The organism is Paenibacillus sp. VMFN-D1, assembly GCF_003386155.1.
In the GTDB taxonomy this organism is placed as follows: Bacteria; Bacillota; Bacilli; order Paenibacillales; family Paenibacillaceae; genus Paenibacillus_AQ; species Paenibacillus_AQ favisporus.
In genome coordinates this window covers 445,877-466,548 of sequence record NZ_QRDU01000001.1, presented here as the reverse complement: position 1 = coordinate 466,548, position 20,672 = coordinate 445,877, and the positions used below count along the sequence as shown (strand labels likewise).

The window sequence follows — 20,672 nt, the reverse complement described above, 5'->3', positions numbered from 1 at the left end:
CGGTGTGCGATGTGCGTTCAACCTTGTGCGGTGCCGAGACTGCTCTCCATCCACGAAAAAAAGCGTGCGAATGGTTTCCCTCTTCGCACGCCTGATTCCATTTACTGATTGGACTTCTCGGGCTTCTCGTCCGAAGCCGCTGAAGCGATTTTGTCCTGCCAAATTTCATAATGGTGTACCGCCAGTCCGGCAAAGGAAGGATGGCTGTCGCCCAGACTGTTCACAGACTTCATCTCTTCCTCCATCACAGGCACGGCCTTGCCAAAAAACGTGATGTGCGAACCTTCTTCGGTGTCGCCCAGCTCCATGCCGATCCATACCGATTTACCGAGCTGGTCCGCTTCATCCAACTGCTCGCGGGCCACATCGTAAATCTTCCGTCCACTGTCCCGGTACGACATGACGGCGACGGCATCAAACTGGCTGATCATCCACCGGCTCAGGTTCCCGCTGCCGTTGGCATCCTTAACGTTGCCCAGCCAGAAGGGAACGGCCGCACTCATGTACAGGCCATTCTCCTTGCCTTGGGCAACCCATTTTTCCACATTGCTGCTCCATTCGCGCACTACGCCGTCCTGATCCCTCTCCCAGCGTCTTAACTGATAGGGCTCCACATCCAGCTGGATGCCGGCAAACTTCTCGCTTGGGGCTGCTTTTGCATTATAATCAAACACCCACTGCAGAAATTGATCCGCCTCCCTGCGCTGGCGTTCATAGGCCCAATCGGGCTGCCCGTCCAGCGCGTGCACGGCAATGCCTTCCTCATAGGCTGCCGCAATAAAGCGGCGGTAGTCCTCATCGCTAACCTTTTTCTGAACCTGAAGGAAGATCGTGCCTACGTTCTGCTCCCTGCAGAATGCTATAATTTTGCCGGGATCCTTGATCAGCTCGGTATCCCACAGCCAGGTCGCTTTTTGATCTTCCATTGATGACGATTTTAACAGGAGAGGCAGGAGCAGCAAGCCGCAGATGACTAGGATCACCGGGATTTTCGCTTTTTTGAGCAGCTCTCCCAAACCATCCCCTCCTTTATTATACGATTAACGCCACATCCGGCTCTTCCACGTGCTGCACCGAATGTCCGATTTTGTAAATATGAGGCAGGGTGTAGTTTTTAAATGCATTGCGCGTATCGATGATCGGCACGCCCATCGCCGCGATTTCGCCGTAGTCGAGTCCGCTGTGATTGGTGATCAGCACCATGCAGTCGTATTTTTTAAACTGCGCCGGATCGTAGGCTACGCTGTGCACGGTCTCGCCGTGTTTGTCGCGGAAGCTGACAGCGTACGGATCGTAGTACTCCACGTTCGCGCCGTTCTCTTTGAACAGCTCGTAGACTTCAAGCCCCGGAGATTCGCGCAGGTCGCTGATGTCCGGCTTGTAAGCCATGCCGAGGATAAGGATCGACGATTTCTTGATGGACTTCGCGTATTCGTTCAGAATCGTCGACGTCTTGCCGATAACGTAATACGGCATGTTGTCGTTGGTCGACTGTGCCAGCTCGATAAACTTGCTGTAGAAGCGGAAGCCCTTCGCCTTCCACGACAGGTACATCGGATCGAGCGGAATGCAGTGTCCGCCGATGCCAGGACCCGGATAGAACGGCATGAAGCCGAACGGCTTGGTCGCTGCTGCGTCGATGACTTCCCAAATGTCGATGCCCATGCGGTCGCACATCATGGCCATTTCGTTGATGAAGGCGATGTTTACGCTGCGGAACGTGTTTTCCAGCAGCTTGGACATTTCGGCCACTTTCGGCGAAGTGACAGGCACCACCGTCTGTACATACTGGGAGTAGAGGGCCGTCCCCAGCTCAAGGCAGGCCTCGGTCGTACCGCCGATAACTTTTGGCGTATTGAAGGTGTTAAAGCGCACATTGGAAGGGTCCACCCGCTCCGGAGAGAAGCAGAGGAAGAAGTCTTCGCCCACCTTGTAGCCGAGCGCTTCGATTTCCGTCTGGATCAGCTCTTCGGTCGTACCCGGGTAAGTCGTGCTTTCCAGGGTAATCAGCATGCCTTTTTTCATGTGCAGCTTGATTTGATCCACGACGCTCGTAATATAGGACGTATCCGGATCCTGGTTTTCGCTGAGCGGTGTCGGCACGCAAATGCTGAGCGCGTCGATGACCGCGATCATGCTGTAGTCCGTCGTCGGCTTGAAGCGTCCGCTAGCCACGACCGCGGCCAAGTCTTCGGAAGAGATGTCGGTGATATAGGATTCGCCCTGATAGATTTTATCGATTTTCGCAGGATCCACGTCGATGCCGATGACGGTAAAGCCCTGCTTGACCATTTCCACGGCCAGCGGAAGTCCAACGTATCCCAGTCCTACTACGCCCAATACGGCCTTTTTGGTTTTAATTCCTTCCAACAACTGCTCATATTCGTGATTCACAAGCACTCAACCTCCATTAGATGTAAGTTTTGGTCTGCTGCTAAGTAACGCTCAAGAAAAGCGGATGATTTAGTGAAAGCACCGGTGTATACGGGCATCCAGCTCTACCGGAGAGAAAGGCTTGGTCACATAGTCGTCTACTCCGTGTTTAAAGCACTGGCTGATGGTTTGCTCCACGCGCTGTTCGGTCAGCACGACGATTTTCGGCGTGTTGTCGACCGGCAGCTGCTGGATTTGGTGAATGAACGGCAGCCCGTCAATCCCGTAAAGGTTGAGCTCCGTCAGCACCAGATCCGGCTCCCATTTCTCGATCAGCTCCAGGGCGGACGTGCCGTCATGAGCGGCCAGCGTCTCGTAGCCCTGCATTTTCAGACGAATCTGGAGAAACTCGCGGACGGTGGCGTCATTGTCGACGATCAAAATTCTTCCAGCCTCTTCCGCAGCCTCCTCTTTCGTAAATATATGAATATCGGACGATGTGCTGAGCTTTGTGGACTCGGCCATCTGTTTGAGAACGCCAGGCGTAGGTTCGACCTGCCCCGGGAATACGGTCAGCGTAATCCGCGGATCGGCATCCTTCACCGTCTCCTGCAGCTGCTGCTTCAGAAGCAGCGCCTGGTAATGGGCCGCATCCAGCGTAAGTCCCGGCAGCAGAATCGCCAGCGTCCGGGTTTGCGCATCCTTCAGCACCTCATAGTCGAGCCCGGAACCATGCTGCAAAATCTCCCGAACCCGCTCTTCCAGCTGCGGGGGGTTCGCACTGCTGTACAGAAACATGATTCCGCAAGTGTCCGGCGACGTTTCCTTCAAACGCTCTCCCAGATGGTGGTACACATCGGTCGTCTGTTCTCTCTGTAAAGTTACGGTTTGCGGCATAATCCACTCCCACCTCTCTCAAATGTATAAATCTTTGAATCGGGGCCCATCAGGCTGTTTTGCTTTCTTCGCTCCAGCTTTGCCGGGTCATCGTTCCCCAGGAATTGTTGTTCTGGAGATACTGGATATGTCCTTGGACGCGCCACAGCACGCCGAGCTGATGGTATCCGAAAAACTTCAGCGCGGAGAACAGCAGCATTTTCCACAGATCGGACAATTTCTTGTATCGCCGGAAGGCGATTTCCTCCAGGATGATGGCACCGACGCTGAGCAGATAGCCGCTCAGGAAGTTCAGAAGAAAGAAAGTCAATAGAATGCGCCAGTGAGTCATGTCCAGCAGCGTATATCCTACCAGAGCCAACAGGCCCGTGATTCTAAAATAAGGGTTTAACGTTTCAAACAGGACGTTGTAAGGCATCGTGATCATACCCATGACCTTGTACTTCGGATTAAACAGCATTCCGCGGTTCTCGATCATGTTCTTCAGATTTCCCCGCCCCCAGCGCTTGCGCTGGTTGGAGATAATCTTGTACGTATCCGGTGCCTGCGTCCAGCAGACGGCTTCAGGGCAAAATGCTACCTTGTACGGGATTTTATGGCTGAGCATGTATCGGTGAAGCTTGATGATGATGTTCATGTCTTCTCCCGGATAACCGCCGCGGTATCCGCCGACAGCAATAACATAGTCCTTGCGGAACAGGCCGAACGCGCCCGAGACAATGATCAGGCCGTTCATATGGCTCCAGCCGATCCGTCCGCCCAGGAAGGCTTTCATATACTCGATGGACTGGAACATCGGCCAGATCTTACGCGGCAGCGACACTTTCTGCACCGCACCGTTCTCGATCAGACAGCCGTTGGCAATACGCACGTCGCCGCCGATCGCCACCATTTCCTCCGGATTCTCCATGTACATGCGGGCCATGCGGATCAGGGCGTCCTTCTCCAGCAGCGAGTCCGCGTCGATGGAAGAGATCAGCGGATAATGCGACAAGTTGATACCTGCATTCAGCGAATCGGCCTTGCCGCCGTTTTCCTTATCTATTACAAACAGGGAGGGATAATCGGGATTATGATAAACGCCTCGAATCTCCTGCGTGTCGATCGTCCCCCGGAACTCCGGATTCGGCATTTTCTTCAGCCGGAACTCCTTAATGAGCACATCCACCGTATTGTCGCTGGACCCGTCGTTAATCACGATGACCTCGTAGGTCGGATAGTTGAGCGTCAGCAGGCAGTTGACGTTCTCGCTGATGGTCAGTTCCTCATTGAAGGCTGGCACCAGCAGCGATACCGGCGGCACCAGCTCCGAGCCGGACAGCGTATTGTAATTGGAATATTTGGACCTCCGGTAGATGGTCCCGATGTTCCGGTACGATAAAGCCATAATGGTAAAATACAAAATGTTGACGATCATGACGTAATACACGGCGATCATGCCGTAATACATAAGTATGTCTCTAAGCAGAGTAATCCCCTCCTACAGCGGCTACCCCGCCAACCCGTTTGGCCGGCTGCTTCACGCCGAAATAACGGTCGTACAGAAGCCGTTTCTTGTTGTAAGCCACCATTTGTTCGATCGCGCTGTGCTCGCGCTCCTTTTCCATCACCAGCTCGATCCGGTGCAGGGCAGCCTCGCGCTGGATGCCGGCGCCGGTCAGCGCGGCCTGGCACAAGGCCTCAAAGCCGGCTTCTCCCAGCTCCGCCAAGCTCTCGGCGCTGTTATAACGCACCTTCCAGCTGGAATCGCGCAGCGCATCGGTCAGCAGCGGAATGCTGCCTGCGGCGTGCAGCTGGCCAAGCGCTCTGGCCGCTTCGGCCCGAACCTCCCAGCTTCGGTCGCTCATCAGCTGGGCGATCGTATCGTCCTTGAGCGCTGGATTTGTCGTGAGATACAGCTTGACCGCTTCGGCGCGAACGTCCTTCTCTTCCGCACCGACCAAACGTCCCAGAACCGGCATGACTTCCGGTACAGCCTGTCCCCACATGGCCACCAGTCCCACCTTGACCAGCGCGGAATCGGAGTCGTTCAGCAGCTTGAGCAAAATCGCGCTCGAATCGAGCCCCGTCTCCAGCATAATATCCGCCGCCAGGTTATGGATCGGCTTGCCGTGGGACAAGAGGGCGCGCAGCATCTGGAGCAGATCCTCGCTGTTATCCGCCGCTTTCGCAATGGAGCGGGCCAGAACGATCGACAGCGAGCTGTATTTGCGTTTTTGCAGGATGTTCTGCAGCATCGGCACCGCCTCCGGTGCGCGCATGCCTCCCAAACGGTAGGCCGCCTCCAGCCTCCGGCCGTACCGGATGCTGCGGAGTGCTTTCAGGTCCTCCTCCACAAAGCCGGCCTCCCGGCACAGCTCGATCAGCTTGGAACGGTAATCGCCTTTAAACTGCTCGATCCACTCGATGAATTTATCTTGAATCACTCTCTTCTCAAGCTTCTTCAGCTTGCCGGGCGGAAGCCTCAATTCGACATTATCCTGCAGATTGGCCTGAACGTACACAAAGTAGTCATGATGCTTCTTCGCATACGCTTCACGGTTCCGCTGTTCCCGGTTATGCGATATTTTCATCTGGAACAACAGCAGAATCCCTAGGGCAATCAAGCCGAGGCACACATAGATGAAAATATAGGCAACGGTTAAATGAAACATGTTAGCAGGTTCCTCCTTTTTAGAAAGTCAATTCTCCTACTCCTTTTTCTCTTTAGGGCCGGAAATTTTCGTAAAAGCATCCTTCATGATGTAATAGCTCTGCTTCAACTGTTCACTGTACTGCACCGTGTCCCACTGCTTCCAGGTATACAGCGGCAGGCTTTGCACGTTCAGCGTCTTCTGATCTCCTCCGGGCCAGGACACGCCGCTTCCGTCACGCTGGACGATCCACGGAATAAGCCGTATCCCGTCGGTTGTGGTCGTGCCGAAGTAACTCCGTTCCTTCAGCGGACCGTAGTCGATGACCTGAAGGGAACTCGGATCCGAGAAGCCCAGCAGCATCCACGGGATTCGCATTTCTATCGAATCACCGCTGTACTGCCAAGAAGTCAGCGAGTCGAACGTCTCCTTGCTGCGGTCCGTCGTCCCTCTTTTCAGCGTACCAATCGTCTTGTCGATGAACGGATGCGAAAAGCGCGTATCCGGCGGATTCATGAGCAGGCTGATCGCCAGCTTCCACGGATGGAACGGCGCCGTGTTTCCTGCCTCCGCCTCGGGCAGCATCCAATAACCGTCTTTGCCGTACAGCCGCTGGTGAAAATCATAATCGGCCGCGATTTCCACCTGGGACTCCTCGTCCTTGCCGATTTCGATCAGCGTCTCGGGCGCCCCGCCTTCCAGCTTCCTCCCGGGAAGCTGCTTCGCGGACGGCTGGTTGCCGCCTGTGATCGTGTCGGCACCGATGTAGAGCTTCGACTTGGCCGGATCAAATGGATGGTCCAGCTTCATGCCGATGTACAGGTAGCCCTCATCATGCGTAATTTTCATATCCTGGACTCCCGGGATCTTGCCCTGCCAGTGCTGTACTTCCCCTTCCGGGAGCCTGTCCCAGTCGGTGAGATTGCCGTCAATCGTAATCAGCTTCTCCTTGCCCGGCAGCATGCCGAGCAGGCCGAACATTTTCTCATTGGTCAGAACGTTGATCCAATAGGACCTCCGGTCTTCAGGCAGCTCCATCGGCATCGTGTTCCAGGTTTTCTTGAACCATTCGTCCTGCCACATGAACAGGATGGCGCCGGCGTAGCCTTCGTCGTGAATGTCTTTGGTCAGGGATGCATCGATCTCTCCCTGCTCCTGTTCGTTATGGCCGCCCTGGTCGCGCCCTCCGGCGCCAAAATGCGACACGCCGACAGAAGAAGGAACACCGTACTCCGTGACCATCAGCGGCATGTCCTTATACTTGGCCTTTAGCTGACGGAGATAAGCTTTGTAGGTATTGTAGTTCCCCTGGTCGTCCTTGATCGTCTGGAGCGTCGAATCCGTCCGGAAAAAGTCCGGGTAATACGGATAGACGTGATAGGCCGCGAAATAACCGCCTTTCCAGCCGGTAGGCTGAACATGCCGGGCATCAACGCTCGCCATGTCTTCCTCGAACAGCGGTTCGCCAGGGTGGCTGAGCACATCGGTCGTGACCCAGTTGGTGAAAGTCACGGGATGCTCCCAACCGTAATGCTCCTCCTGCTCGGCCGTATAGTCAAGCAAGCTGGCCAACCAGTTTTCGAACGGAGCCGCGTCTTTTGTACCCGAAAAATACTTGCCCTGATAGGCCTTCACGTCGCTGTGCACCTTGTTCGTATTTTTGACCATACCCGGGTCCCATTCGGTTCCAAGATGCCATGCCATCAAGTACTTGCCGGCATTCGCCTTGTACTCCCCGCTTGCCGCACCCTGCTTCTGCGGGATCGTGACATCGCCGTATACCGCGGCCACCGCTTTCTTGATTTCCTCTTTGAACTGTTTCGTAATATCCCCCGAATAGGCGTCCTGCTGCTCGATCAGCTGTTCTTCAGGCGACCAGATCCCCTGCATAAAATACAGAGGGTCGTCCCCCTTGTCTTTGTTGTACTTGACGAGAGCCTGATAGAATACGGGCTGGTGAATCGTATAGACCCGTATGACGTTAGCGCCCATGTCGTCAATTTCTTTAAACCAGCGCAGATAATCTTCCTCGGTCGCCGGCAGCTCCCCCGGAAAATGTCCCGGTACCGTGGCGCCAAGATTAACGCCTTTAACGAATATCTCTTTCCATGTCCCGTCCTTCTCGTACTTCAGGAAACGGTCCCCCTGGGTTTTAAACGTAAATCTCGTACCGTCCGGATCTTTGTAGGCCGCAGCCGTCGGGTTCTTCAACATCAGTCCCGCCGCCCCGCCTCCGGCTATGAGAACCGCAGCCGCCGTGATCCAAATAAATAGTGTTTTACGTCTGATCATCGCCTCTTCGTTCCCACCTCGTTTTCGATTTTTGCCTCATCGGTCCGGGGCTTGGCCTTCGCCTAAATCTAATTTTTAACTATTCGGCCCCGATCTGTAAACTAGGCTAGTAGTTGGAAATTTCCCACCCCGCCGACCTAGCCCGCCACTCCCTCGTGCGGACCATAGAGCCCTGCCATCCCCTGTCAGCCGGCCCCGTTACGAATAACAAAGAAACGTAAACCAAGCCTTGAGGCGACAGGTTAACTGGACATTTATACGCCTCAAAATTGCTAAAGTTGTGGTCTATTTAACAGCTTTATCCATAAAGATTACAAAATTGATACCATAGTCCGATAAAGCGACAGCGAAAAACCGCGTCACATCAACGTTTGCCAATTTATGTCACATTACAAAAATGAGAACGTGGTCCCGGGTAGGACCTCCTGTCTTTTTTTCACCAAATCATTCCAATTACTGGATTCCAATTACCAGACTTTTCGTTCATTTTAGTGGTCCTTTCTCCCCGTTCCCCCGCTTCTTTTTGACTAGGATCATCGGGCAGGTTTTTCAAAAATCAATCGCTATGGGGGCTTTTTTTAAAATCGTAATTTGTTGAAATTTACCATTGGCGGCCTTTTTCCCGCCGAATTGCAAAACGTATGATCCCCCGGATTTCCAAAATAGGAAACAGGCCCCATTCCGTTCTTGGGTGTTCCACTCCCATACCTACCCCGGATCCCGGCGGCTGAACCTGGTAATTTCTGCTGTACGCTTCCTATCCATCGTTATGGCCACAGCGGCCTGGATGTCCGCCGATCCTGATCTCGCCCAGGTACGACACGGCCAAAAGCCCGTTGTCTCCCAGACAAGACAACGGGCTCCATTCGGTTATTTCTGCTTATGATCCTGCAGACGGGCGTACAATGCCGTAATCAGCCGGTCCGAGTACCGTCCGATTCTTACGCTGACCTCCGTGCGCATATAATCCCGCGTGATCGTAAAGGTATCCTCATACCCATGAAACGAATACCGGTACCAGATCATCTGGGTGTCCTTTCCCTCCTGGGTCAGATCGATGCGCTCATCGAGCATGGTTTGCTCCACCTTGGACAAATCCTTTTGGATGTCCTGCAGCAGGACCTGGGCCACCTTCGAATAAAGGTGCTTCAAAGCCTCGCTTGACGCCTCGATCGCCTGGATCCGCTTCTTCACAATCGATATCATGACCGGGAGCAGGATCCTGTCCCGCATCAGCTCCAGGTCCTCCCTGCGGGGCGGCCGGTGTTCCTCCGGCTGCTGCGAGCGCCGCTTCAGCAGTTCCTCCCGGTGCTGTGGCAGCATCATGCGGCTGGATTCCCAAATCCCGTTATTCTCAAGCTTCTTGCTCATTTATAATGCCCCCCGATTTTCATGGACCGCTCCGCTGCCTGGCCGGCGCCCGTAAGGGAAGAGGCTCTTACGATCGCCATGCTGCCGTACCGCTGCTTGATATGGTCCGTCGCCTTTTCCAGAGCCCGCAGCCGCTCCTGGTCTTCAAACAGCGTCAGCTGGTAATTCCGGTCGTCGCTGAGCTCGCTCAGCATGACCCCGGCGCGCCTAACGGGCATGCGGTCCCAGTGCTTATAAAAAATCGTTTTTACGGCTTCATACACTTTGTTCGTGTTGTTCGTGGGATCCGGCATCTTCATTTGCCGGGAAAAGCCTGTCGGCGCGTCATAAGGGCTGCACATGCAGCTGACCGTGACGACCGAGCCCATATATCCCTTCCGGCGGCAGTCGCGACATACTTCTTCCGTCAGCTCCAGCAGAATCGTGTCGACCTCCTTGGGGATGGCGTAGTCCCGGGGCAGCGTCATCATATGCCCGACCGATTTGGGAGGCTTGTCGAACGTTTCCGGGGTCACCTTGCTGTCGTCCATGCCATTGGCGGTGCGCCACATCACTTCGGCCTGGATATCCGACTGCTTGCCGAACCGCGCCCGGAATTTATCCTTTAGCTGGGGAAGAGGCGTTCTCGCCACATCCCCGATCGTCGTCATGCCAAGCTTGGCAAAATGGGCCGTCATGCGCGAGCCCACTCCAAACATCTTATGGACCGGCTGCGGCCAGAGCTTCTTCTCGATGTCGGCTTTGGGCAGTATAAAAATGCCCTCCTTGTTCTTCTTCGCCCAAATGTCGGTGGCGATTTTAGCCAAAATTTTGTTCGAGCTGATGCCGACCCGCACCCAGACTCCCGTCTCCTCCATCACCTTCTGCTGGATCGACTTCGCAATGCTCACGGGGTCGCCGAAGAGAGCCAGGCTGCCGGTCACGTCCAGAAACTGCTCGTCGATGCTGAATATTTCGACCAGATCGGTATATTCCTCGTAAATCCGGGTAATCTGAAGCGAGACATCGATATAATGCTGCATTCTTGGACGCATAATGACGAGATCCGGGCACTTCTTGAGCGCCTCCCCCAGCCGTTCGGCGGTGGATACCCCGTAGCTCTTAGCGATCGGGCAGGCGGCCAGAATGATACCCGATCTGCGCATCGGGTCTCCGGCAACGGCGAGCGGCCTGTCTTTATACTCCGGATGATCCGCTTTCTCTACGCTTGCATAAAAGCTCTGACAATCGGCCAAAAATATAATTCTCTCCTTTGATCTGCTCAAGCGCACACACCCTCCACATCCACTTTGGCATTTCGTTAAACCGGTTTGGGTCGGGCAGCTCCGAGAAGCTCCAGCTTCCTCAAGACCGCTCGTCAAAAAAACGATCCGGGCCGCTTCCCTCTCCACGAAGCATGCTCACTCGGTAAGCGAACGTATATTCGTATTATATACCAAACACATGTTCTCTATGCAAATGTATTTTTTGACAGCCTTCCCTTGCTGCTGGCAGACAGGCTGGCGTAAACCGGCATCCCGCGGTACACTGTTTACAACGATCATTCCACAAAAGGGGGAGTGCCTGATGTGCGGCCGTTATACACTGACCGTGTCGATGGAAGAATTGATGCTGCGCTATGAGCTTGAGCTTGCGCTGAACTTTCATCCCCGTTATAATATCGCTCCGGCGCAGAACGTACTGGCCGTCATTCATGATGGAAGCAACCTTCGCGCCGGTCAGCTTAAATGGGGGCTGGTCCCGTCCTGGGCCAAGGACAGCAGCATGGGGAGCAAGATGATCAACGCCAGAAGCGAAACGCTGGCGGACAAGCCGGCCTATAAGCTGCCTTTTGCGAGGAAGCGGTGCCTGATCCCCGCCGACGGATTCTATGAATGGATGAAAACCGACAGCGGCAAAGTCCCTTACCGGATCACCCTCCGGGGTGGGGGAATCTTCAGCATGGCCGGCCTCTACGACACCTGGCTGCAGGAGGACGGCAGTAAGCTGAGCACCTGCACGGTCATCACTTCCGGGCCCAATGCACTGATGGCGCCGATTCATGACCGGATGCCCGTCATTTTGCGCCCGGAGGACGAAATGGCCTGGCTGGACCGCGGGCAGACGGACGTAAACGCCCTGCAGAAGCTGCTCGTGCCCTATCCTGCCGAGGAAATGGAAGCTTACCCGGTCTCAAGGACGGTCAATTCGGTTAAAAACGATACGCCCGATTGCATCGAACGGGTGCCGGAAGGTGCGTAACCGTATATATGCCAAAAAAAGCGCCGCCTTGCGCGAACCTTTACGGTCCGGCTGGGCGGCGCTTTCTCGATTCTGCCTCCGGTTTCGTTCAGAAGGCAGTCCGGTGCTCCATCATCTGCTAAGCCAATTTATTCAACAATCAGGGTCCCCTTCATATCGCTGTGGCCGGCACCGCACATAACGGAGCAGTGGAACTCATGCTCACCTGCTTGATCGGCGGTAAACTCCGCAGAGCTTGGCTTCTGCAGGTCCACGTTGAAATCGGGAATGGCCAGACCGTGGTTTCCATCTTTGTTCTCCAGCGTAATTTTGACTTTTTCGCCCTTTTTGACCTTGATCTCGGATGGCTCAAACTTAAAGTTTGACGCCGTCACCTTGATTTCCTTCACGCCGTCCGAGCCGCCGGAAGACGAAGACTCGTCCGACGAGCCGCTCCCGCTTCCGCCGCTGCTTCCGCAGGCGCTAAGCACAAAAACCAACAGCAGCGTAAGTCCCATCAGCATCCATTTTTTCATGTTAAATCCCTCCATTTAAAATAAATAAGTATGTTGTTCTGTTATCCTTCCTGGCGGCGCCCCGCCTCTTGCTTCTCCTCATCCTCTTCCGTCAGTTGCCGCGCAGAGCTGCGGAATTCGTGAAGCGTCGTTCCCACCGCCTTGCCGAGCTGCGGCAGTTTGGACGGCCCGAACAGCAGCAGGACGAGCAGCAGCAACAGCAGCAGCCCCGGTACTCCGATCGTCGAAAGCATGGCCGATCCCTCCTTTTCCATGAAGTCGCATGACCGTCACGCAGTAGCCCGAAAGCACTGCCTGTTCAGACAAGCATGCCTCCCTGTTTCAAATACTTCTGGATCCCTTCCGCCGCCCGGTAGGCAAGTGCGCCGACAGTATCGGTCGGATTGTAGCCGCTGTTATGCGGAAATGCTGAAGCACCTACCACAAACACGTTTTCCGCTTCCCACATCTGCAGATAACTGTTCACCGCCGACGTTTCCGGGTCCGCGCCCATAATGACCCCGCCGGTATTGTGGGTGGATTGGTAAGGAACGATATTGTAAGGATCCAGCTTGTCCTTGACCTCCACATGGGAAGGACCCATTTCCTTCATGACCTCACCGGCCTTGTCTGCCAGAAACTTCGTCAGCTCACGGTCCTGATCTTCGAAATCAAACGTAATCCGCAGCAGCGGTTTGCCGTAAATGTCCTTGTAGGTCGGATCGAGATCCAAATAGTGGTGCTTCCAGGGCAAGCTTGCCCCCTGCGTCGCTACGGTCAGCACGCGGTTGGCGTACTTCAGCGTGGTCTTCTTCCATTCCTTGCCCCAGGTCGGCGTGCCCTTCGGCGCCGGATTGTTCTCGATCGGGCGCAGGCCGTTCTGGCTGATCCGGATGCCCGCCCCGTGCAGAAACTTCAAATCGGAATGGTCAAAGTTATCCCCGTTGAAGTCGTCGAACTCCATCCCGAGCGCCCCGGCACCCATGAACGTGCTGAACTCTTCATCATCGTAAAAGCCGACCGCGTGCCCGGAGTTGACCTGATACGCATAATTCCGGCCGATCGTTCCCCGGCCGGTTTTCCGGTCATAGGGCGTTCCGAGCTTGGAGCTCAGCAGCAGGCGCACGTTATTCAGCACGAAGCTGCCGAGAATGACCACGTCCGCCGGCTGGGTCACCTCTTCCCCGGTCACCGTGTTGATGTACACCACGCCAGTCGCCTTTTTGCCGTCATGGAGAATTTCGGTCACGTTCGAGAACGTGCGCACCTCCAGCTTGCCGGTGGCCATCGCCGTCGGGATCACAGTCACGACCGGATCCGCCTTGGCGCCGTACTCGCAGCCGAACCGCTCGCAAAATCCGCAGTACTGGCAGGCCGCACGGGAGACGCCGTCCGGGTTTTTGTAGTTCTCGCTCAGGTTGGCCGAAGGGATCATGTACGGATGGTACCCGAGCTTTTTCGACGCCTCCTCGAACCTTTGCAGGATCGGCGTTTTTTTCATCGGCGGAGTCGGAAACGGATGGGACCGTTTGCCAAGCATCGGGTTCGCTTCCGATTCCCCGGAAATGCCGGCCATCTGCTCGAACTTGTCGTAATACGGCTCGATTTCATCATACGTGATTCCCCAATCCTGCAGCTGCATGCCGGCGGGAATTTTGCCTTTTCCATACCGATCGACCGTCTGGCTGTAAATCTCAAAGTCATACGGCAGGAAGCGGTGCGTCTGCCCGTTCCAATGCGATCCGGCGCCGCCGAGCCCGTCCCCCAGCAGGAAAGAGCCATAGCTGCGCATCGGCAGCGCCCTCATCGATTCCGTATTGCGGAACGTGATCGTTTCCTTGGACAAGTCCTGCATCAGTTCAAAACGCCGCGCATACCGCAGCTCATCATGATCCATGAAATAATCTTCCGTACTCCGGCTTTTTCCGCGCTCCAGTCCGACGACCTGGACGCCCGCTTTGGTCAGCTCGGCTGCAATGATGCCGCCGACCCAGCCCATTCCAACAATAACCACTGGTACTTTAGGTAATTTGGCCACGTCTGATGTCCCCTTATATCTGTGAAATTTATTCGCTCATGTGAGCCTGCAGGCTTTTCGGCTGGATCTGGACCAGCCCTTCCTTCGTAATCTGCTGGGCGTAGCTCATCTGGTTGCCCGGAAAATTCCGCATCTTCCACCCGTTCATATTCCGGTTGCCGCCATAGAGCGGATCGGCGTATACGCCCTCGATCGTCAAATTTTTCAGCATGTTGAAGAAGCTGCTGCTCGTCACCCCGCGCATGGGGAATTTGTCCCCTTTCTCCATAGCGGTCAGCACTTCGTCCTGCTGCTGGCCCTCAAGCTCCGTAAAAGCCTTTTGGTGCTTTTGCTGGCAGTAGCTCTTCAGTCCCTCCAGGCCCAGCGTGAACATCTCGTTGCGCTTCAGCCGCGACTGCTCCCCCTGGGTTGTCTGGGCCTGGACAAAAGGACCCATCATATAGTCCCGCGCATTATACCCCCATGGGCCTGCGAGCTGATGATCAATAAAAAAGGCGACGCCCAGCGCCTTGGCACCGGGACCGTTCTCATCTTCGGGATAAATCCTTTCGGCCGCCGCTTCGGTCATTTTAAACTGCTCCTGGTTAAAGAACATCAGCGCATCCTGCAGCGATGCCTCAGGCTTGCTGTCGGCAGGCGCCGTCTTGGGTGCCTGATTTTTCTCCAGACTGTCCGTCAGGACGCCTCCGAACACACCGCCGACGACCAGACCGCCAAGCGTCATTCCCGAGGCTTTCAAAAATTTTCGCCGGGATTCATCCGGTTCTTTCGACCGGGCCGGCTTGCTGCTCTTCCCCAATTTCAGTCCTGGCAACATGATCCCTCCAATTATGAATATTGTGGATGCAATAAAGAAGACCACTTCGAATCAGTTACCCAAAATTTCTCTGTTTCAAACGCAATATCTGACATCAGACGTCATATTGCGACCAAATGACTAGGACGAACCTCGCGGTTTCCATCACAACCGCTGGATTGATCTTCAAAGGAAGAGAGTCCGCCAATCACCTGACCGCCTAATACGTCAAGAAGTTCGGGCAGGTTACGCTGCTGCCTGCTTTGAATACAAAAAAAGCCCCCCGGGTTTCTCCCGGAGGGCTGCATTCTAAGCGCTTGTATGCTTTTTTAGCGAAACATTCCCCACAATTTGATCAGGTGGAACGTATTATTGGGATCGATCTTTTGGGCGATCACAAACCGGACGATTTGTCCTTCCTCGGCGCCGGTCAGCTTCTCGTTCAGGATGGACGATGCCGACTTGACCAGCCGCTGTACCCTGGCCGGATCCTGCAGGTCCTGTTTGTTTACGCCTTCGATCAATTTTTTAATGCGCTCCTTGGTGGCCGGATTTTTCATCTTCAGCTTGATCCGTGCGACCAATTGGGGGCTGATTCCGTACTGCTGATAACCCATATTGGCACCTCCCGTCTAATGCAGTCCAACTAAGTATATGACGGGAGGGGTTGTCCACTGACCTAATCGACCAAATCTCCTTGAAAAATCTGTTCCTGCTGCAAATAGTCTCGCAGAGGCCCGTACGCCGGGGAGGTCCAAAACGCCGGATCCGCCACCAGCCGGGCGGCGTCATCCCTCGCCTGCTCCAGCACGGCAAAGTCGCTCACCATGTCCGCCAGGCGGAACTCGGGCAGACCGCTCTGCTTCGTGCCGAAGAAATCTCCCGGTCCGCGAAGATCCAGGTCGCGCCGGGATACTTCAAAGCCGTCGTCCGTCTCGGTCATGACGTTCATGCGCTCCTGACCGACCTCCGACTTCGGGTCGGCGATCAGCACGCAGTAAGAAGCGTGCTCACCGCGTCCGACACGGCCCCGAAGCTGATGCAGCTGCGACAGGCCGAAACGGTCCGCGTCCATAATGACCATCAGCGTCGCATTCGGCACGTCCACCCCGACCTCGACGACGGTGGTCGAGACGAGCAGCTGCACCTCGTTTTCGTAGAAGGCCCGCATCACTTCCTCCTTCTCGGCCGGCGTCATACGGCCGTGCAGCAGGCCCACCTTGTAGGAAGGGAACGCCTGCTGCATCTGGACATGCAGATCGATCGCGTTCTGCACATCCAGCTTGTCCGACTCCTCGATCAGCGGACAGATCAGGTACGCCTGGCGCCCCTGGTCCACCTCGCGGGCGATGAAGCCCAGCACCCGGTCGAGCATATTGTGCTTGACCCAGTACGTCGTGATCGGGATCCGTCCTTTCGGGCGCTCCGACAGCGTGGACACGTCCATGTCGCCGAACGCTGTAATCGCCAGCGTCCGCGGGATCGGCGTCGCGGTCATCGTCAGCACGTCCGGATTATACCCCTTGCGCCGCAGAATGCCGCGCTGGTTGACACCGAACCGGTGCTGCTCGTCGGTGACCACCACGCCCAGCTTGCGGAAAAACACGTCCTCCTGGATCAGGGCGTGCGTTCCGACGACGATGTCGGTCAAGCCCATCTGCAGCGAGGCGAGCAGGTCCTTGCGCTTGCGCCCCGTAACGCTGCCGGTCAGCAGGCCGACGGTGATGCCGAACGGCTCAAACAGCTTCTGCAGCGAGCGCGTATGCTGCTCGGCCAAAATTTCGGTCGGCACCATCAGCGCGCCCTGATAGCCCGAACGCACCGACGCGTACAAGGCGATCGCGGCCAGCACCGTTTTGCCGGAGCCGACGTCTCCCTGCAGCAGCCGGTTCATGCAGTGCGGCGAGCGCATGTCCTGCAAAATTTCGAGCTCGACCTTCTTCTGCGCATCGGTGAGCTCGAACGGCAGGCTGCGCACGAACTCGCGCATCGTTTTGTTGTCCACCGTATGGACGACGCCGTCCATCCGCTCCCGGTTCAGGGCGCGGAACGCCTGCATTTTCAGCTGAAACAGAAACAGCTCCTCATAGACCATCCGCTCGCGACCCTGCTGCCCTTCCCCGGTATCCTGGGGCTGGTGGATCGTGGCGATCGCCTTTTTCCGCGGCATCAGATGGTACTTCCGCAGCAGTTCCTCCGGCAAAATTTCCGGGATCATTTCCCCGTACTGCTCGAGCGCCTGGGTCATCGTTTTGCGCATCCAGGTCTGCGTAATTTTGCCCCCGACCGAATAGACCGGCTGCACCGTACCGCTGCGCCATGCCCCCTGGTCCGGAAACTCCGATTCCGACACGGTCAGCTGCATACGGCGCTGGTCCCATTTGCCGACGAGCACGATTTCGCGCCCGGAGGTCAGCTGATCCTTCAGAAAATGCCGATTGAACCAGGTGGCGGTGAACATCCATTCCTCAGCCATCATTTTGCAGCTGAGGCGGGACTTTCGCCCGTACCGCTGCAGTACGGGAACGCCCATCACCTTCGCCTGGATCGTAATTTTGTCCCCGTCCTTCACGTCCTGCAGCGAACGGAGCCGGTAATCCTCGTACCGGAACGGATAATATTCCAGCAAATCCTTCACCGTAAAGATGCCAAAGGCGTGAAGCTCCCCTTCCTTGAGGGCGCTCACGCCGCGGACCTGCCGTACCGATATTTGTTCAAGACTCAGACTCATGGTTATCCCTCATTTAAGCGGGCCATATAAACACGGCCAGCGTCCCGGGCCCGACATGGGTTCCGACGACCGGTCCGATGTTCGTCAGAACGACCTCCTGCAGCCGGAAGTCCCGCGACAGATCCTCGAGCACGGGCTCGGCTGAAGCCGGGTCGGCCGTATGGCCCACTGCCACATTGATGTTTTGAACGCCGCCCAAATCCTCCCGAAAACGCTCCAGGATCCGGGCCAGCGCCTTCTTGCGGCCTCTGACCTTCTCCACCGCATAAATAATGCCTTCTTCGTCAATGGACAGAATCGGCTTGATGTTCAGCAGGTTGCCGATCATGGCCGCCGCCTTGCCGATTCGTCCTCCTTTTTGCAAATATTCCAGCGTGTCCACGAGAAAATACAGCTTGCGCTGCCTGCGCACCTCTTCAACGGAACGCACGATCTCCTCTGCGGTTTTGCCTTCGGCAGCCAGTCTGGCTGCATGCACGACCAGCAGGCCGAATCCGTAGGACGCCGATTTGGAATCGACGATCGTAATATCCGGGTCGCCCTCCAGCATGGACTTGGCAATCGTGGCCGATTGATACGTGCCGCTCAGCCCGGAGGAAATATGAAAGGAAATAATCGGCGAGCCCGGATAATCATTCATAATTTCTTGATAAACCTGCATATAATCTGCTGGAGAAGCCTGCGACGTAGTCGGAAGCTGCTCGGACTGGACAAGCCGTTTGTAGAACACCTCGGCGGAAATGTCCACGCCGTCTTCAAAGGTATCCTCGCCGAACATCAGCCGGAGCGGAACGACGTGAATGTCATGCTGCTTCGCGATATCCTCAGGTATATCGGCCGTACTGTCCGTTACAATTACCGGTTTGGTCATCGAATGGGGCCTCCTTCATTTTCATTCAAACTTCGATTTTCGGTCCCAAGGCTGCTCTCAAGATTCCACTGAAAAAATGTAATAGTACAGCGGCTGTCCGCCCTGATGCACTTCAATTTCCGCATCCGGGTACTGCTCTGCCAGCCACGCAGCCAACTCGCCCGTCATTTCCGGGTTCGCCTCTTCCCCGGCGAGAATGGTCACAATTTCGTCCCCGTTCTCCAGCATCTTGGTCAGAAGCTCCTGGCATGCAGGCAGAAGACCTTCGGCAGCCGTCACGATCTTCGAATTTTCGATGCCGATAAACTGGCCGGCTTTAATATCCAGCTGATCGATTTGCGAGTCGCGCACGGCATAGGTCACTTGACCCGACTTGATCCGGCCGATCGCTTCCAGCATGCTGCTCGTATTCGTCTCCTCGGAATCTTCCTCCGAAAAGGCGAATGCCGCGGCAATGCCCTGAGGCACCGTCTTGCTCGGAATGACCTTCACGCTGCGTTCGCCCTCAAGCAGTTCTCCCGCCTGCTGGGCGGCAAGCACGATATTGGAGTTGTTCGGCAAAATGTAAATATGGTGCGCGGAAATGGACGCGATCGCGTTCACAAAGTCCTCCGTGCTCGGGTTCATCGTCTGGCCGCCCGAGAGGACGACATCGACGCCCAGGCTCTTGAAAATGTCCGCAATGCCCTGTCCGGAGGCCACAGCGATAAACCCGTAAGGTGCCAGTTCATCGGCCGGCGGCTCGGCAGGCGCCTCTTCCGGCGTATGGTCCATCGATTCGACCGGAATATCGGCAAAAACCTCCGGCATCGGCGCGATGTCCATCCCGGCCGACAGCAGATCCCGGTGCTGCTCGCGCATATTCAGAATATGAATCTGGGTAATTTCGCCGTAACGCAGCGCCAAATTCAGCACCTCGCCCGGTGCTTTGGAATGCACGTGAACCTTGATAATCTCGTCATCGGCAATGACGATAATCGAATCCCCGTTCATTGACAACGCTTTCCTGAATTGATCCTCGTCGAAATGCGTACCTGCCGCATCCCCTAACTTCCGGTTAATGAAAAATTCCATATCATATAAAAATTCGATGTCTTCCGTTTCCAGGCGGGACTGCGCAATATCCGGGACTTCTGTCGCCACTGGCGCTGGCTTTACCTGGGTTCTTGCTGCCGCCGGTTGATCCTGGGCCGGCTGTACCGCACTCGGTGCCGCAAAGGACTGGTAATCATAGCCGCCTTCGCTGACGCTGTGCAAATATTGCAAAAATCCCTCGTAAATATAAACCAGACCTTGTCCCCCCGAATCGACAACCCCCACCTGCTTCAGGACAGGGAGCATCTCCGGAGTCTGGGCTAACGTTTCTTTTGCTTTGGCGAGCACCTGTTCCATGAGCTCTGTAATATCCGGTGTGCGCCGTGCCAAAAATACCGCATGCTTCGCGGCTTCCTTCGCAACCGTCAGGATCGTGCCCTCTACCGGCTTAACTACCGCCTTGTAAGCTGCGTCAACTCCGGTCTGCAGCGCCTGCGCGAACTGAACCGCATTCAGTTCATCATAGGTTGCGGCGTAGCGTCCAAAGCCCCGGAACAATTGGGAGGTAATCACGCCGGAGTTCCCCCGCGCGCCCATGAGCAGTCCCTTGGACAGCACGCCTGCGCTGTGCCCGATCGAATTCGAATTGTTTCTCTTCAGTTCAGCGACGCCGGCGCCCATCGTCAGATTCATGTTCGTTCCCGTATCACCATCAGGTACCGGAAACACATTCAATGAATTGACATGCTCGGCATGCTGCTGCAATTGTTCCGCCCCAGCCAGAACCATAGCGGTAAAATCAGTTCCATTCAAAGAACGCTTACTCAATGATAAATCCCCTTCCTAGCTTGATCCCTAAGCCATTGGCGTCCTTATAAATACGAATCAATGCACGTTTTC

17 protein-coding genes are annotated in these 20,672 nt (G+C 55.6%); 1 reads left to right on the top strand and 16 read right to left on the bottom strand.

Annotation, left to right across the window (positions count from 1 at the left end; genetic code table 11):
• Positions 1–101: 101 nt before the first annotated feature.
• The 8 genes from C7820_RS02160 to C7820_RS02125 form a co-directional block, all read right to left on the bottom strand.
• Positions 102–1,016, bottom strand: a complete 915-nt coding sequence (locus tag C7820_RS02160) for a hypothetical protein (protein WP_116229607.1) — start codon at positions 1,014–1,016, stop codon at positions 102–104.
• 16 nt (positions 1,017–1,032) lie between these two features.
• Positions 1,033–2,394 (bottom strand): nucleotide sugar dehydrogenase, encoded by a 1,362-nt coding sequence (locus C7820_RS02155; protein WP_076169958.1) that lies wholly within the window; start codon positions 2,392–2,394, stop codon positions 1,033–1,035.
• 69 nt (positions 2,395–2,463) lie between these two features.
• Positions 2,464–3,270 carry a response regulator gene (locus C7820_RS02150; RefSeq protein WP_116229606.1) on the bottom strand — a complete coding sequence of 269 codons (807 nt, stop codon included), beginning with the start codon at positions 3,268–3,270 and terminating at the stop codon, positions 2,464–2,466.
• 49 nt (positions 3,271–3,319) lie between these two features.
• Positions 3,320–4,687, bottom strand: a complete 1,368-nt coding sequence (locus C7820_RS02145) for a glycosyltransferase family 2 protein (protein WP_181909050.1) — start codon at positions 4,685–4,687, stop codon at positions 3,320–3,322.
• 43 nt (positions 4,688–4,730) lie between these two features.
• Positions 4,731–5,924 (bottom strand): HEAT repeat domain-containing protein, encoded by a 1,194-nt coding sequence (locus C7820_RS02140; RefSeq protein ID WP_076169956.1) that lies wholly within the window; start codon positions 5,922–5,924, stop codon positions 4,731–4,733.
• Between the two features lie 36 nt (positions 5,925–5,960).
• A complete protein-coding gene (locus tag C7820_RS02135; RefSeq protein WP_397334076.1) occupies positions 5,961–8,195 on the bottom strand; it encodes a hypothetical protein in 2,235 nt (744 codons plus the stop codon).
• An 870-nt stretch (positions 8,196–9,065) separates the two neighbouring features.
• Complete coding sequence (locus C7820_RS02130) at positions 9,066–9,566, bottom strand: YhjD family protein (RefSeq protein WP_076169954.1); 501 nt, start codon at positions 9,564–9,566, stop codon at positions 9,066–9,068.
• Positions 9,563–10,831, bottom strand: a complete 1,269-nt coding sequence (locus C7820_RS02125) for a DNA polymerase IV (protein WP_116229605.1) — start codon at positions 10,829–10,831, stop codon at positions 9,563–9,565. Before C7820_RS02125 ends, C7820_RS02130 begins: the two co-directional genes overlap by 4 nt.
• Positions 10,832–11,132: 301 nt before the next feature.
• Between C7820_RS02125 and C7820_RS02120 the strand changes: the two genes are divergently transcribed.
• The gene (locus C7820_RS02120) at positions 11,133–11,807 is read left to right on the top strand and encodes an SOS response-associated peptidase (RefSeq protein ID WP_116229604.1); all 675 of its coding nucleotides are present in this window, start codon (positions 11,133–11,135) and stop codon (positions 11,805–11,807) included.
• Positions 11,808–11,935: 128 nt separating this feature from the next.
• Here the strand turns inward: C7820_RS02120 and C7820_RS02115 are convergent, their stop codons facing one another.
• From C7820_RS02115 to C7820_RS02080, 8 genes are all read right to left on the bottom strand, one after another.
• Positions 11,936–12,322: a cupredoxin domain-containing protein gene (locus C7820_RS02115; protein ID WP_076169951.1), complete on the bottom strand. Its 387-nt coding sequence runs from the start codon at positions 12,320–12,322 to the stop codon at positions 11,936–11,938.
• Positions 12,323–12,363: 41 nt separating this feature from the next.
• Entirely contained in the window at positions 12,364–12,555 is a 192-nt protein-coding gene (gene tatA, locus C7820_RS02110; RefSeq protein ID WP_116229603.1) for a twin-arginine translocase TatA/TatE family subunit, read from the bottom strand.
• 65 nt (positions 12,556–12,620) lie between these two features.
• Positions 12,621–14,300: a GMC family oxidoreductase gene (locus tag C7820_RS02105; RefSeq protein WP_076169949.1), complete on the bottom strand. Its 1,680-nt coding sequence runs from the start codon at positions 14,298–14,300 to the stop codon at positions 12,621–12,623.
• Between the two features lie 67 nt (positions 14,301–14,367).
• Positions 14,368–15,156 (bottom strand): gluconate 2-dehydrogenase subunit 3 family protein, encoded by a 789-nt coding sequence (locus tag C7820_RS02100; protein ID WP_116229602.1) that lies wholly within the window; start codon positions 15,154–15,156, stop codon positions 14,368–14,370.
• Positions 15,157–15,464: 308 nt separating this feature from the next.
• Positions 15,465–15,752, bottom strand: coding sequence for a stage VI sporulation protein F (locus C7820_RS02095; RefSeq protein WP_076169947.1), 288 nt, complete (start codon positions 15,750–15,752; stop codon positions 15,465–15,467).
• A gap of 62 nt (positions 15,753–15,814) precedes the next feature.
• Positions 15,815–17,866 (bottom strand): ATP-dependent DNA helicase RecG, encoded by a 2,052-nt coding sequence (recG, locus tag C7820_RS02090; RefSeq protein WP_089548132.1) that lies wholly within the window; start codon positions 17,864–17,866, stop codon positions 15,815–15,817.
• A 13-nt stretch (positions 17,867–17,879) separates the two neighbouring features.
• On the bottom strand, positions 17,880–18,737 hold the full coding sequence (locus tag C7820_RS02085; RefSeq protein ID WP_116229601.1) for a DegV family protein: 858 nt from the start codon (positions 18,735–18,737) through the stop codon (positions 17,880–17,882).
• A gap of 57 nt (positions 18,738–18,794) precedes the next feature.
• Positions 18,795–20,600, bottom strand: coding sequence for a DAK2 domain-containing protein (locus C7820_RS02080; RefSeq protein ID WP_116229600.1), 1,806 nt, complete (start codon positions 20,598–20,600; stop codon positions 18,795–18,797).
• Positions 20,601–20,672 lie beyond the last annotated feature (72 nt).